Source organism: Streptomyces pilosus (genome assembly GCF_014649835.1).
Classification (GTDB): Bacteria; Actinomycetota; Actinomycetes; order Streptomycetales; family Streptomycetaceae; genus Streptomyces; species Streptomyces pilosus.
The window spans coordinates 112,210-125,493 of the sequence record NZ_BMTU01000003.1 but is presented as its reverse complement, the minus strand read 5'-3'; the positions used below and the strand labels follow the sequence as shown (position 1 = coordinate 125,493).

At 73.5% G+C, this 13,284-nt stretch carries 10 protein-coding genes and 2 tRNA genes; 6 read left to right on the top strand and 6 right to left on the bottom strand.

Features of this window, described 5'->3' with window-relative positions; translation table 11 throughout:
• Positions 1-69: 69 nt before the first annotated feature.
• Positions 70-936 (bottom strand): bifunctional DNA primase/polymerase, encoded by an 867-nt coding sequence (locus IE118_RS08870; RefSeq protein ID WP_189557175.1) that lies wholly within the window; start codon positions 934-936, stop codon positions 70-72.
• Between the two features lie 359 nt (positions 937-1,295).
• Between IE118_RS08870 and IE118_RS08865 the strand changes: the two genes are divergently transcribed.
• The 3 genes from IE118_RS08865 (at position 1,296) to IE118_RS08855 (ending at position 4,248) form a co-directional block, all read left to right on the top strand.
• Entirely contained in the window at positions 1,296-1,637 is a 342-nt protein-coding gene (locus tag IE118_RS08865) for a hypothetical protein (RefSeq protein ID WP_189557174.1), read from the top strand.
• A 259-nt stretch (positions 1,638-1,896) separates the two neighbouring features.
• On the top strand, positions 1,897-2,457 hold the full coding sequence (locus tag IE118_RS08860) for a SigE family RNA polymerase sigma factor (RefSeq protein WP_189557171.1): 561 nt from the start codon (positions 1,897-1,899) through the stop codon (positions 2,455-2,457).
• Between the two features lie 147 nt (positions 2,458-2,604).
• Positions 2,605-4,248, top strand: a complete 1,644-nt coding sequence (locus tag IE118_RS08855; RefSeq protein ID WP_189557606.1) for a long-chain fatty acid--CoA ligase — start codon at positions 2,605-2,607, stop codon at positions 4,246-4,248.
• Positions 4,249-4,332: 84 nt separating this feature from the next.
• Here the strand turns inward: IE118_RS08855 and IE118_RS08850 are convergent, their stop codons facing one another.
• A complete protein-coding gene (locus tag IE118_RS08850; RefSeq protein ID WP_189557169.1) occupies positions 4,333-8,568 on the bottom strand; it encodes a hybrid sensor histidine kinase/response regulator in 4,236 nt (1,411 codons plus the stop codon).
• 511 nt (positions 8,569-9,079) lie between these two features.
• Between IE118_RS08850 and IE118_RS08845 the strand changes: the two genes are divergently transcribed.
• A tRNA-Ser gene (locus tag IE118_RS08845) sits at positions 9,080-9,170 on the top strand.
• Positions 9,171-9,382: 212 nt separating this feature from the next.
• Positions 9,383-9,455: transfer RNA gene (locus tag IE118_RS08840), tRNA-Arg, on the top strand.
• Positions 9,456-9,666: 211 nt separating this feature from the next.
• On the opposite strand, the gene IE118_RS08835 is transcribed toward IE118_RS08840, so the two are convergent.
• From IE118_RS08835 to IE118_RS08820, 4 genes are all read right to left on the bottom strand, one after another.
• Positions 9,667-11,055, bottom strand: a complete 1,389-nt coding sequence (locus tag IE118_RS08835) for an FAD-binding oxidoreductase (RefSeq protein ID WP_189557605.1) — start codon at positions 11,053-11,055, stop codon at positions 9,667-9,669.
• Between the two features lie 158 nt (positions 11,056-11,213).
• The gene (locus IE118_RS08830) at positions 11,214-11,675 is read right to left on the bottom strand and encodes a potassium channel family protein (protein WP_189557604.1); all 462 of its coding nucleotides are present in this window, start codon (positions 11,673-11,675) and stop codon (positions 11,214-11,216) included.
• Between the two features lie 65 nt (positions 11,676-11,740).
• On the bottom strand, positions 11,741-12,172 hold the full coding sequence (locus tag IE118_RS08825; RefSeq protein WP_189557167.1) for a DUF7144 family membrane protein: 432 nt from the start codon (positions 12,170-12,172) through the stop codon (positions 11,741-11,743).
• A 114-nt stretch (positions 12,173-12,286) separates the two neighbouring features.
• Positions 12,287-12,763 (bottom strand): MarR family transcriptional regulator, encoded by a 477-nt coding sequence (locus IE118_RS08820; protein ID WP_189557165.1) that lies wholly within the window; start codon positions 12,761-12,763, stop codon positions 12,287-12,289.
• A 105-nt stretch (positions 12,764-12,868) separates the two neighbouring features.
• On the opposite strand from IE118_RS08820, the gene IE118_RS08815 reads away from it, so the two are divergent.
• Complete coding sequence (locus tag IE118_RS08815) at positions 12,869-13,261, top strand: HGxxPAAW family protein (protein WP_189557162.1); 393 nt, start codon at positions 12,869-12,871, stop codon at positions 13,259-13,261.
• Positions 13,262-13,284 lie beyond the last annotated feature (23 nt).

Sequence of the window (13,284 nt, the reverse complement as noted above, 5' to 3'; positions counted from 1 at the left end):
GACGGGACGGGGCGGGGAATGGAGGGGCGGGGCGGACGGGTGGGGCGGGCCGGAGGAGGAGGGGCCGCGTCAGTGGCCGGTCATGCGGGCGGCCGACGCGATCGTCGCGCGGGCCTCGCGTTCGGACAGGCCCGTGGCGCGTGCCGCGTCGGCCAGGGAGTCGGCCAGGGCGGGGCCCGTGCCGTCCTCGTAGGCGCGGCAGGCCGCCCAGAACAGGCGGGTGTTGCGCTGGCCCTCGTGCGCCGCGAGGACGAACTGGACCAGGGCCTGGCCGTGTCCGCCGGTGGATGCGGGTGTCGGGTGGTGGGCGCGGGGCGGTGGGAGGAGCAGGCGCAGCAGGGCGGGCGGGCAGGCCGCCGGGGGGAGGTGCGCGGTGCCCGGGGCGGCCGTGTAGGTGCCGTGGTCGGTGCGTGAGCCGGGGCCGACGAGGTAGCCGCCGGCGCCCCTGATGTCGATGCCGGGGGCGAGGCGGCCGGCGGAGTTGGGGACGACCACGTCGGGCGGGCCGCTCAGCCACAGGTGGCGGCCGCCGCTCGGGGTCAGGACCACGACGGTGGCGGGGATGGTGAAGAGGTGACGCAGCGCCAGCTCGCGCAGGGCGGCCGTGGCGTCCGTGCCGGTCTTGGTGTCCAGGTCGACGCCGATGAGGTGGTGCGGGGGGAGGCCGCAGGCGATGCCGTAGCCGGTGGCGCGGGGTGCGGCGGCGAACAGGGCGCGGATGCGGGAGGGATCGGTGGAGGCGTCGTGGACACCGTGTCCCCAGCGGCCGCACTCGCCGCGGCAGGGCGGCCCCGCGGGCTGCGGGTCGTCGCGGTGCGGGGAGCGCAGGGCCGGGAGTTTCGTCCGGGACAGGGGGATGACGGCCAGACCGCGCTCGGCGGCTGACAGGGCGTGTGCGAGGGCCAGCGTCGTGGCCTGCCGGTCGGTGGTGGCCATGACTCTATTTTCGTACACGCGTTCGAAGAAGGGAAGGGGGCCGGGAGGGCGGCACGCCGGGGCGGAGCGGGGTGGCGGGGAAGTGCCGTAACGCTTCCTCCCTTGCGGGGCTTGGGGGCGGTGGGGGTCCTGAGGGTGCCTGGTCACCTCGATGAGGTTCTGGGGTTTATCGCCCGGTCGTCACGCTTGCGTGCGAATCGCGTCGTCCGGGGTGGTTCCGGCGGATCCGGTGGGCAATCCTGATCTTGCGACGTCGCGAACGACACCGGGGCGGGGGGCAACTCCCCTGGTGACAGCCGTACTTCACGCACTTGAGGCACTGAGCCGGTGCGTCCTGTGGGTTCTGGAGGGAACACAACATGGCAAGCATCCGTACCGCCCGTGTCATCGCCGCGGCCGCCGCGCTCCCGCTCGCGGCCGCTCTGCTCGCCGGCGTGGCGACGGCGGACAGCGGCGCCCTCGCGGACGACGGATCGAACGCGACGGCCGTCAGCGGGGAGGCCGGGGCCCTCGGCACCGGTGTCGGCGGTGACAACTTCGGCACCTCGGCCACCGCGCAGCAGCAGGCGAGCGGTCCCGGCGCCCTGAACCAGAGCAACACCTCCCAGGTCAACGGTTCCGCGTTCACGGCCGTCAACCAGGGCACCGACAACGTGGCCATCAGCTTCACCCCCCTGTGGTGGGAGGCGCCGGTCGTCTGACCGGGCCGGGGGGCTCCGTGGGGTGGGGGACGTCTGCGCGGCGGTGCTCCGGCAGCGCCGCGCAGGTGTTCCCCGGGTGCCGGGCCGTCGGCGGAGGCCCGCGTCCCGCGCCGTCTCGGGGGCCGACCCGCAGTAGCCCCTCATCCGCTCGTCCACCTCCAGGAGGTGTGGAAAGCCCCACCCCTACAACCTGAGGGGGACGCGGCTTCGGGACCTGCGGCCGATCCGCCGGACGGGGCTCGCTCCTAGCGTGGAGGACATGACCACACTCGTCTGCACCAGCGCCTCGGACGCCGCTGCTCCACCGACGCAGACCCTTCCGTATCCGTCGTTCTCGTCGTACATGAGGGCCCGCCATCCGGTGCTCCTGCGTACCGCCCGGTCGCTCACCGGGAATCCGAGCGACGCGGAGGACCTGCTGCAGACCGCGCTCACCAAGACGTACGTCGCCTGGGAGCGGATAGAGGACCACCGCGCGCTCGACGGCTACGTGCGCAGGGCGCTGCTCAACACGCGTACGTCGCAGTGGCGCAAGCGCAGGGTCGACGAGTTCGCCTGCGACGAGCTGCCCGAGCCCGAACCGGTGCCCGGCGGCGACGACCCGGCCGAGCTGCAGGCGCTGCGCGACGCGATGTGGCGGGCGATCATGCGGCTGCCCGCGCGGCAGCGGGCGATGGTCGTACTGCGGTACTACGAGGACCTCAGCGAGGTGCAGACGGCCGAGGTGCTCGGCGTCTCGGTCGGCACGGTGAAGTCCGCCGTGTCGAGGGCGCTCGGCAAACTCCGCGACGACGCTGAGCTGGGGCTTGTCAGAAAATGAACTGATTTCGAGGGAAGTGGCCCCTCGGGGCTGTCTGATCGATCATCCGTCCCCCTAGTGACATACCGCGCGGTATGTGCGCAGAATCAGCGCAACCCGTACCGACGTGTAGGCGATGTCGCCCAGGAGGACGCCGTGCTGAGCACCATGCAGGACGTACCGCTGCTGATCTCGAGGATCCTGACCCACGGGTCGACGATCCACGGCACATCGCAGGTCGTCACCTGGACCGGCGAGGGCGAGCCGCAGCGCCGTTCCTACGCGGAGATCGGCGCCCGTGCGGCCCAGCTGGCCCACGCCCTGCGCGAGGACCTCGGTGTCACCGGCGACGAGCGGGTCGCCACCCTCATGTGGAACAACGCCGAGCACGTCGAGGCGTACTTCGCGATCCCCTCCATGGGTGCCGTCCTGCACACCCTGAACCTCCGCCTGCCGCCCGAGCAGCTCGCGTGGATCGTCAACCACGCCGCCGACCGGGTGGTCCTCGTCAACGGTTCGCTGATCCCCCTGCTCGCCCCGCTGCTGCCGCACCTGAAGACCGTCGAGCACGTGGTCGTCTCCGGTCCCGGTGACCGCTCGGCCCTGGCCGGCGTCACCGCGCGGGTGCATGAGTACGAGGAGCTGATCGCCGGGCAGCCCGTCGCCTACGACTGGCCGGAGCTGGACGAGCGGGCCGCCGCCGCCATGTGCTACACCTCCGGCACCACCGGCGACCCCAAGGGCGTCGTCTACAGCCACCGCTCGATCTACCTGCACTCGATGCAGGTCAACATGGCGCAGTCGATGGGCCTCACCGACGAGGACACCTCGCTGGTCGTCGTCCCGCAGTTCCACGTCAACGCGTGGGGTCTGCCGCACGCCACGTTCATGACCGGCGTCAACATGCTGATGCCGGACCGCTTCCTGCAGCCCGCCCCGCTCGCCGAGATGATCGAGAGCGAGCGGCCGACGCACGCCGCCGCCGTCCCCACCATCTGGCAGGGCCTGCTCGCCGAGCTGACCGCCAGGCCCCGGGACGTCTCCGCCCTCACCCAGGTCACCATCGGCGGCTCCGCCTGTCCGCCCTCCCTGATGGAGGCCTTCGACAAGCTGGGCATGCGCGTCTGCCACGCCTGGGGCATGACGGAGACCTCCCCGCTCGGCACCATCGCCCGCCCGCCGGCGAGCGCCGTCGGTACCGAGTCCGAGTTCGCCTACCGGCTGACCCAGGGCCGCTTCCCGGCCGGCGTCGAGGCCCGCCTCACCGGCCCCGGCGGCGAACGCCTCCCCTGGGACGGCGAGTCGGCCGGTGAGCTGGAGGTCCGCGGAGCGTGGATCGCGGGCGCCTACTACAACGGCCCCGGCGCCGAACCGCTGCGCCCCGCCGACAAGTTCAGCGAGGACGGCTGGCTGAAGACCGGTGACGTCGGCACCATCAGCCCCGACGGCTTCCTGACCCTGACCGACCGTGCCAAGGACGTCATCAAGTCCGGTGGCGAGTGGATCTCCTCGGTCGAGCTGGAGAACGCGCTGATGGCGCACCCGGACGTGGCCGAGGCCGCCGTCGTCGCCGTCCCGGACGACAAGTGGGGCGAGCGCCCGCTGGCCACGGTCGTCCTGAAGGAAGGCTCCACCGCCGATTTCGACACCCTGCGCGCCTTCCTCCAGGAGGAGGGCAGGATCGCCAAGTGGCAGCTCCCGGAGCGCTGGACGGTGATCGAGTCGGTGCCGAAGACCAGCGTCGGCAAGTTCGACAAGAAGGTCCTGCGCCGGCGGTACGCCGAGGGGACGCTGGACGTCACCCAGATCTGACACACGCACGGCGACGCGCCGGGCGGTGGGCGGGAAGACCCCCGCCCAACGCCCGGCGCTCGTCGTCGAGGGGGCGGACGCCGGTCAGTTGGTCCCAATCCGCGCGAGCAGGTCGACGATCCGCTCCTGCACCTCGGAACTGGTGGACCGCTCCGCGAGGAACAGCACCGTCTCGCCGGACGCCAGCCGCGGCAGGTCCGCCTGGTCGACGGCGGCCGTGTAGACGACCAGCGGGGTGCGGTCGAGCTGCCCGTTCGCGCGCAGCCAGTCGATGATCCCGGCCTGCCGGCGGTGCACCTGCATCAGGTCCATCACCACGAGGTTCGGCCGGAACTGCCCGGCCAGCGCCACCGCGTCCGCGTCGCTCGCGGCCCGCGCGACCTGCATCCCGCGCCGCTCCAGCGTCCCGGTCAGTGCCAGGGCGATCTCCGCGTGCTCCTCGATCAGCAGCACCCGCGGGGGGTGCTGCTCGCTGTCGCGCGGCGCGAGCGCCTTCAACAGCACGGCGGGATCGGCGCCGTACGCGGCGTCGCGCGAGGCCTGTCCGAGCCCGGCCGTGACCAGCACCGGCACCTCGGCCGCCACCGCCGCCTGGCGCAGCGACTGCAGTGCCGTCCGCGTGATGGGCCCGGTCAGCGGGTCCACGAACAGCGCGGCGGGGAAGGCCGCGATCTGCGCGTCGACCTCCTCGCGCGAATGCACGATCACCGGGCGGTAGCCGCGGTCGCTCAGGGCCTGCTGCGTCGAGACGTCCGGCGCCGGCCACACCAGCAGCCTGCGCGGGTTGTCCAGCGGCTCCGGCGGCAGTTCGTCGTCCATCGGCTGCGGACGCGGGTGGTCCGCCACCTCGACGGCACCGCCCGGCCCGTCCAGCGGCTCTGGCCCCTCGGCGGCGTCCGCGTCGGGCGCGCCTATGGCGTAGGAGCGTCCGGCGGCCTCGGCCTGGGGCGCGAGCCGGGACTGACCGGCGGGGGACGGCTGTGCCTGCGCCTGGCCGAGGGCCGGTGCGGGGACCTGCTGCGGGGCCGGAGCCGGCGCGGTGGCGGGTTCGGCGGCCGCCGGGTGCGGGCCCCCGTGCTGCTCGGCGCCGGTGCCCGCGGCAGCGTCGGGGCGCGTGCCGAGCTTGCGGCGTCGTCCGGAGCCGCCCGGCTGGTGCGGAGGCGGCGTGGCCGTGGGCAGCGGCTGCTGGACCTGGGCCGCCTGCCGGTTGAACGGCACGCCCTGCCCCAGCGTCCGCACGCTGATCGCCCGGCCCTGCGTCGAGTTCGGGTCCACCGGCGCCGCGGCCTCCTCGGGCAGCGGCTGAGCGGCCCGCGGCGCGGGCGCCGGCGCGCCTTCCGGCGGCAGCGGCGTACCGCCGGCGGGCGTCGGCTGCGGCGGGTTCGGGACCTGCGGTACGGGCGCGGCGGCGCCGGAGTCGTCACCGGCGGACCACGGCTGCGGAACCGGGGTGCCCTCCGCCGGGGTCACCTGAGCGGGAGCGGGAGCGGTCTCGGCGGGGAGCGGCTGGGCCGCGGGGAGCGGCGCCGCTGCCGGGACCCGGTCCGGGGCCTGGGGGTGCCCCTGTGCGGGCACGGGTACGGGTGTCCCCTGCGGAGGCACCGCGCCCCACTGCTCCGGAGCACCCGGAGTACCCGGAGCATCCGGAGCCCCGACGACCGGCGGGGCCGGTGCGGTCTGCGCCGTCTCCGCCGGCTGCGCGACGGCCCGCCGACGGCGTCCGGTCGGCGCGCTGGTGGGATGCGGCTGCGGCGGGGTGTGGTCGTCGGCCTGGTCGTGCGGTACGGCGTCGTGGCGGCCCTCGCCGGCCGGAGCGCCACCGTTCGCGGCGGCTCCGTTCGCGGCGGCCGGTACCGGCTGCCCGACGACCTCGGCCTGCCCGGTCTCCTCCCCCTGGTCCGCCTCGGCCGGCGGCAGCGCGAACACGGTGCGCGGCGCGGCCTCCTGCGCAGCGGCCCGCTCGGTGGCGGCGGCCAGCGCCCGCCGGCGCCGTCCCGTCGGCTGCTGCTCCGCCTGTCCGGACGCCTGTCCCGACGCCTGGGCCGGTACGTGCACGGCCACTGCGGCCGACGGGGGCGCCCCGGCCGACCCGTTCCGGCCGGCGGAGGGCGCGGGCAACGCCGGCGGCAGCGCCTGCTGCTCGGCGGCCCCCTGCCCGGCCCGTCGGCCGGCGGGCGCGGGAACGCCCTGCGGCGGTACGGTCCCGCCCAGGCCGGTGTTCGAGGCGGCGGCGCCCGCCGCGTGCTCGGCGGCGGTGACGACGGCCCCCTCGGAGACCCCGCCACCGGCGAGTTCGAGCCGGGCGCCGGCCGACGCGTCCTCGGCGGGCCTGCCACGCCGCCGGCCGGTACCGCCGGACGCCGTCGTGGCCTCACCGGGCGCCTGGGCCGGAAGCTGTGCCACCGCGGGCTCTTCGGCGGCCGCGCGGCGCCTGCGCCGGCCGGTGGGCGCCGCACCGGTGGGCGCCGGCCCGGCGGCCGCGCCCTCGTCCGTGCCGGACACCTCGCTGTCCAGGAAGGCGTCCACGGAGGAACGCCGTGCCCGTCGCCGCCCGCCACCGGCCTCCACGGCCGGCACCTCGGCCTCAGCCGGCACCGGAAGCTCAGCCGTCACCGGGGCCTCGGCCGGTACGGGAGCCGGAGCGGCCGCCACGGCCCCCGCCCCGCCGCCGATCGGCACCTCCAGGACGAAGGCGCTGCCGCTCATCCCCGGCACCTCGTGCGTCTGCAGCACACCGCCGTGCGCGCGGACGATCCCGCGCACGATCGGCTCGTGCACCGGGTCGCCGCCGCCGTACGGGCCGCGCACCTCGATGCGGACCACCTCGCCGCGCTGCGCGGCCGCGACCACCACGGTGTTGTCCAGGTAACCGCCCGCCGACAGGGGCGTGTTGCCGGTCGCGTCGACACCGGCGACGTCCGCGACCAGGTGCGCGAGGGCCGTGGCGAGCAGCCGCGGGTCCACCTCCGCCTCGATGGGCGGCGCGTGCACGGCGAACTGCACCCGCCCCGGACCGATCAGTTCCACGGCCCCGTCGACCCCGGCGGCGACGACGGCGTCGAGCATCACCTTCGTCCGGGCCACCTGCTCGGCGCCGACGTCGAGCCGCTGGTAGCCGAGCACGTTGTCGATGAGGGTGGTGATGCGGGCGTAGCCGGCCGACAGGTGGTGGAGCACCTGGTTGGCCTCCGGCCACAGCTGTCCGGCGTCGTCGGCGGCCAGCGCGGACAGCTCGCGGCGCAGTTCGTCCAGCGGGCCGCGCAGGGACCGGCCGAGCAGGGTGAGCAGCTGTTCGTGCCGGGCGGCGAGGGCCTCGTACCGGTCCTTCTCCCGCTCGCCGAGGGCGGCGTAGCGCTCCTCGTTCGCGGCGAGTTCCTCCGCGTGCTGCTCGGTGAGCTGTTCCAGTTCGGCGATGTGGCTCTGGCGCAGGGCGGTGAGCTCCGAGCCGTGTTCCTCGGCGAGGCGCTCCAGCTCCTCGGCGTGCTCCCGCTCGGCCGCCTCCTTCTCGCGGGCGAGCGCGTCGTAGGGGCGGCGGTCGAGGAAGGTCATGACGGCGCCGACGAGCTGGTCGCCGTCGCGCACCGGAGCGGTCGTCAGGTCGACCGGCAGCTTGTCGCCGCTCTTGGAGTACAGCACCTGCCCGCGCACCCGGTGCTTGCGTCCGGAGCGCAGGGTGTCGGCGAGCGGGGACTCGTCGTAGGGGAAGGGGGAGCCGTCGGCGCGCGAGTGCAGGACGAGGGTGTGCAGTTCGCGCCCGCCGAGTTCACCGGCCCGGTAGCCCAGTATCTGGGCGGCGGCCGGGTTGACGAGGACGATCCGTCCGTCGGTGTCGGTGCCGACGACGCCCTCGGAGGCGGCGCGCAGGATCATCTCGGTCTGCCGCTGCGACCGCGCGAGTTCGGCCTCGGTGTCCACGGTGCCGGAGAGGTCGCGGACGACGAGCATCAGCAGTTCGTCGCCGGCGTAGCCGTAGTTGTCGTAGGCCTGCTGACCGGTGTCCAGGTTCGCGCTGGTGACCTCGACGGGGAACTCGCTGCCGTCGGTGCGCCGGGCGGTCATCCGGGTCGGCTTGGTGCGCGCGCGGGGGTCGATGTGGTCGGGCCGCCGCATGGACCCCGGGATGAGCTTGCTGTCGAACTGCGGCAGCAGGTCCAGCAGCCCGCGCCCCACCAGCGCCGTGCCCGGGGTCTCGAAGGCCTCCAGGGCGATGGTGTTGGCGTTGACGACGGTCCCGTTGGCGTTGACCAGCACCAGCGCGTCGGGAAGCGCGTCCAGTATGGCTGCGAGGCGAGCAGCGCCTCGGGATGGCCTGCTGCTCACGAGACCGCTTCCTCCCTGTTACCGCGACGTGCCGACCGCTCGGGCCATCTTGCCAACCTGCCCGCAACGTGTCACGCGAGGGAGTCTACGGGCTGGGGTCGCGCTCGCGGCGCCGGATGGGACGTACATCGCATCAGGAAGTGACGGCGCCGTGACGCCCGGTGCCCTCCGGAGCGGTGTCTGCCTGCATCGACGCGTCCCGGATCTTCGCGGGACCTTTACGCCCCCCTGTGCCCCGACTCGCCGTCCGGGCCCGGAAGGACAGCCGTCCGGGCCCGGGAGGACAGCCGTCCGGGCCCGGGAGGACAGCCGTCCGGGCCCGGGAGGGAAAGGGGAGAGCCGGCCCCGCGGCGGGCGGTCACCGCGCCACGCCGGACCGATGACCGGAAGTGCTTTGCCCTGCGGGCTTCCCGCCTAGTACCGTGGGCACCGATTGGTGACACCCCACGCGGTTGTGTCATCATCGGCACGCATCGACCGCCCGCGCTCACGCGCGGAAGGTCATGTGTGAGGAGGCGTCGCCTAGTCCGGTCTATGGCGCCGCACTGCTAATGCGGTTTGGGTCTTAAAGCCCATCGAGGGTTCAAATCCCTCCGCCTCCGCACCGCCACGAAGCCCCGGCCCCTGCGGCCGGGGCTTCGTCGTGCGGTCCCCCTCCGGCTGCCCCCGGCTCCCCCCTCGGATCCGGCGTTCGTGCAGGTCACAAGGGGTGAGGCCAATGGATTTCACATGGCGGCGGCAGTCATGTAATGTTCTTCCTGTCGCCGCGAGCGGGCCGCAAGGGCCGGGAGCGGCGAGACAACTGAAAAGACAAGCACTCGTAGCTTAACGGATAGAGCATCTGACTACGGATCAGAAGGTTGCAGGTTCGAATCCTGCCGAGTGCACAGTGAGCAGAGGCCCCGCGGAGTGATCCGCGGGGCCTCTTTCGTTGATTGCGCACCGTCGGTCGAGGGCCCGGTTCTTTCCGGCGGTGGTCAAGAAGGTCCGCTCGAAGAAGAAGGCGGGGAAGACCTTCGAGAAGGGCATTGAGGTCTTCGAGGGGGCGGGCAGCGGCCTCGGCGGGATCACCGCCGGGCACCCCGCGGCGGGTGGCGGTCAGGCCGCGGCCGGGACGATGTTCTGGTTGGCGTGGAAGAAGTTGTGCGGGTCGTAGGCGCGCTTGACCGCCGCCAGACGGTCGTAGTTGTCGCGGTAGGTGGAACGGACGCGTTCCGGGCCCTCCGCCTCGCCGAGGAAGTTGACGTACGAGCCGCCCATGGAATGCGGGTGGAGGTCGGTCCAGTAGTCGACGCACCACTGGCGGATCGTGTCGGCGTTGGCAGGGTCGGGGTCGATGCCGGCGATGACACCGGACCAGACGGCGTCCCGGTAAGCCCAGGCCGACTCGCCGGGGGCGACCCGGTGGGCCGCTCCGTCCACCGGGTACAGGTGCATCGTCGACAGACCCGTGGGGAGGGCGTGGCCGTAGCGCTCGTGCACGGCGACGGCGTCGTCGGGGATGCCGTCGAAGAAGTCGCCCCGCCAGTACCACTGCAGGCCCTTGGGGACGAGCTCGTCGAACATGGTCTGCAGGGCGGGGTAGGGCATCGGCGTGGCGAAGTGGAAGGCCGGCGGGGCCGGGTCGTTCACCACGGACAGCGTCTCCTCCAGGCGGCCGTCCGCGATGTCGCCCGTGCAGCACCAGATCACGGCGCACATCTTCTGGCCGTGGATCGGTTCCGGGAAGGGCGGTGCCGGCGGCACGGTCATCAGCGCGAAGAACCCGTTGATGTCCTCCGGCGCGGCCGGCAGGAACTCGCGGTACCAGCGCAGCACCTCCGGTGTGCGCTCCACCGGCCACACGGTCGCCGCCACCCCGACGGTGTCCACCGGATGCGTCCGGAACGTGAACGACGTGACCACTCCGAAGTTGCCCCCGCCGCCGCGCAGCGCCCACAGCAGGTCCGGGTGCTCCTTCTCGGAGACGGCGATGACGCTGCCGTCGGCCAGGACGACGTCGGCGCCGATCAGACTGTCGGCCGTCAGGCCGTACTTGCGGGTGAGGTGGCCGTGGCCGCCGCCCAGGGTGAGGCCGCCGACCCCGGTGGTCGAGTTGATCCCGCTCGGTACGCCCCGGCCGAAGGAGTGCGCCTCGTGGTCCAGGTCGCCGAGCTGACTCCCGCCGCCCACCCGCACGGTGCCGGACTCCGGGTCGACCCGGGCCCAGCGCATCGGGGACAGGTCGAGGGTGAGCCCGCCGTCGATCAGGCACAGGCCCGGCCCGCTGTGCCCGCCGCCGCGGACGGCGAGGTCGGCGCCCGTCTCCTGGGCGAAGGCGATGGTGGTGCGCACGTCCGCCGCGCCCGTGCACCGGGCGAGGGCGGCGGGGCGCCGGTCGATCATGGCGTTGTAGATGCTGCGGGTCTCGTCGTACTCCGCGTCCCGCGGAGTGACGACACGTCCTCGCAAGGCCGTGCGCAGGCTGTCGAGAGCAGTTGCGTCCATGCCGCTCATGAGCGGACACCCCTCGGAAGGTTGCGGTACCGGATGGCCGCGGGCGGACGTCGACGGCCGGATCGGCCGGCGTTCGTCCGGGGGCCGGGGAAGCGGATCCCCACCGTTACTAGTGTGACGCAGCTCACATTAGGGCGCGATGTGGCGGATCACCTCGGCCGGTGCGGGTGCTCGCGGCGGCGGAGCGTCTCGCGCAGGTAGCGGGTCAGGCTGGTGGCCGCGGCGGTGAGGAAGACGAACGTGTAGAGGATCTGCAGGACGGCGACCAGCCGCGCGGTCTGCCCGTGCGGGGTGATGTCGCCGTAGCCGATCGTGGCGAGGGTGACCAGCGTGAAGTAGAGGGCGTCCAGCCGGGTGGCGATGCCGTCGATCTCCCCCGGGCTCTTCGCCAGCGCCAGGTAGGCGGTGGCGAAGACCAGGATGGACAGGCACATCAGGGGCGGGATGACCATGCCCGGACGGACGCCGGGGACGGACAGCAGCACCCGCACGACCTGCCGCAGCAGCATGAGCGCGATCAGCGTCAGCGCGAGGCAGAAGAGCACCCAGCTCAGGACCGGGCGGTGCGGCCCGAGACCGTGGAGGGGGAGCAGGAAGTAGGCGGCGACCATCACCACCACCCCGGCCACCTGGGCCAGCCAGGGCCACAGGGTGCCCCAGGCCGTGGGCGCGCGCCCTACGCCCGGCTCTCGCGGCGGGGTGCGCACAGGGCCCAGATGATGAAGCCGTCGATGATGATGAGGACGATCGACCACACCGGGTAGTACGGCAGCCACACGAAGTTGGCGATCATGCTGAGCCCGGCCAGGGCCACGCCCACCATCCTGGCCCACGTGGCCCCCTGGAACAGGGCGATGCCGGCGGCGGTCACCAGCGCGCCGAGGATCAGGTGGACCCAGCCCCAGCCGGTCAGGCTGAACTCGTAGGTGAAGTTCCGGGTGCTGACGAAGACGTCGTCCTCGGCGATGGCGGCGATCCCCTGGAAGATCGCCATGATGCCGCCGAAGGTCATCAGGACCGCCGCGGCGACCGTCCAGCTCGTCGCCCAGGTGCTCTCCGCCCGCGTCCCGGTCCCGTGGTGGCGCGTACCGCTGACATTGCTCGCCATGTGTTCGGCCTTTCGGACATCCCCGAGCCGTGCCATGCCTCAGAGATCAGAGTGGCACCGCCGGCCGGGCCCGGCACCTCGGCGGACCCGTGCCGTCGCGGGGCGCCCCCGGCGTCAGCCGGTCCCGCGCCGCTCCTCCATGAAGGAGCCGGCGAGGGAGGTCGCACGGGTGAACCAGTCGTGGAGGACGGCCAGCTCGTCGGCGGAGTAGTCCGCGAAGAGCCCGGCGAGACGGGCGTAGTACGGCTCGTAGAGCTCCCGGACGCGGGCCACGGCCTCCGGCCGTGCGGCCACGCGGACGCGGCGGCGGTCGGCGGGATCGGGGCGGCGGGTGACGTAGCCCGCGCGTTCGAGGCGGTTGAGGATCCCCGTCATCGCGCCCGTCGTGACGTGCACGCGCTCCGCCAGCTCGCCCGCCGTGAGCAGGTCCTCCCCGGCCGCGATGACGAAGCCGAAGCAGGTGATGTCGGTGACGTTCAGCCCCACCAGCTGGGCCATCTCCTGCTGGCCGACCAGATGGGTGGCGATGAGCTGGTCCATCGCCCACATCGCCTGTTCCTGTGTGGCGGGCGGGCGCGGAGTGGCGTGCATCCCGGGGTTCCCCTTTTCCCTTAGCTCATGAGAGATTTCTGTAGTAAATTGCTCACGACGTGAGACATCACGTCGTGGGAACGCCGACTGCGCGAAGGGGCAGACATGAGCGCGCATCCATATGACCACGGGCACACGGTCGCCGGCTGGACCGGTTTCGCCGTCGCCATCGCCGGTACCACCGTGCTGGGCGTGGGCGTCTGCGCCGGGTCCGGACCGCTGCTGATCGCGGGCGCGGGCGTCGTGGTGGTCTCCCTCCTCGTCACCTGGGGACTGCACCTGGCCGGGTGGGGCAAACCGTCGGGGCCGCGGCCGAGGGACCAGTGGGACTGGCGGGTGCGGGACGCGGGCGCCCGCGAGGGGCACACGGAGTGCGTCGGGTGCCTGCTGGCGGGCCGCGGACGGAAGCCGGCGGCCCCGGCTCCCGTACGGAACGCCAGGCCCGCCGCCCGCGGTGAGGCCCGGGCCGCCGCCGGGACCGCGGCGGCCGGGGGCTGAGCCGCCGGGCGGGAGCGTTGTCA

Coding starts and splice junctions, on each gene's coding strand:
- IE118_RS08870 (WP_189557175.1), bottom strand. CDS start 936: ATGGCCACCACCGACCGGCAGGCCACGACGCTGGCCCTCGCACACGCC.
- IE118_RS08865 (WP_189557174.1), top strand. CDS start 1,296: ATGGCAAGCATCCGTACCGCCCGTGTCATCGCCGCGGCCGCCGCGCTC.
- IE118_RS08860 (WP_189557171.1), top strand. CDS start 1,897: ATGACCACACTCGTCTGCACCAGCGCCTCGGACGCCGCTGCTCCACCG.
- IE118_RS08855 (WP_189557606.1), top strand. CDS start 2,605: ATGCAGGACGTACCGCTGCTGATCTCGAGGATCCTGACCCACGGGTCG.
- IE118_RS08835 (WP_189557605.1), bottom strand. CDS start 11,055: ATGGACGCAACTGCTCTCGACAGCCTGCGCACGGCCTTGCGAGGACGT.
- IE118_RS08830 (WP_189557604.1), bottom strand. CDS start 11,675: ATGGTCGCCGCCTACTTCCTGCTCCCCCTCCACGGTCTCGGGCCGCAC.
- IE118_RS08825 (WP_189557167.1), bottom strand. CDS start 12,172: ATGGCGAGCAATGTCAGCGGTACGCGCCACCACGGGACCGGGACGCGG.
- IE118_RS08820 (WP_189557165.1), bottom strand. CDS start 12,763: ATGCACGCCACTCCGCGCCCGCCCGCCACACAGGAACAGGCGATGTGG.
- IE118_RS08815 (WP_189557162.1), top strand. CDS start 12,869: ATGAGCGCGCATCCATATGACCACGGGCACACGGTCGCCGGCTGGACC.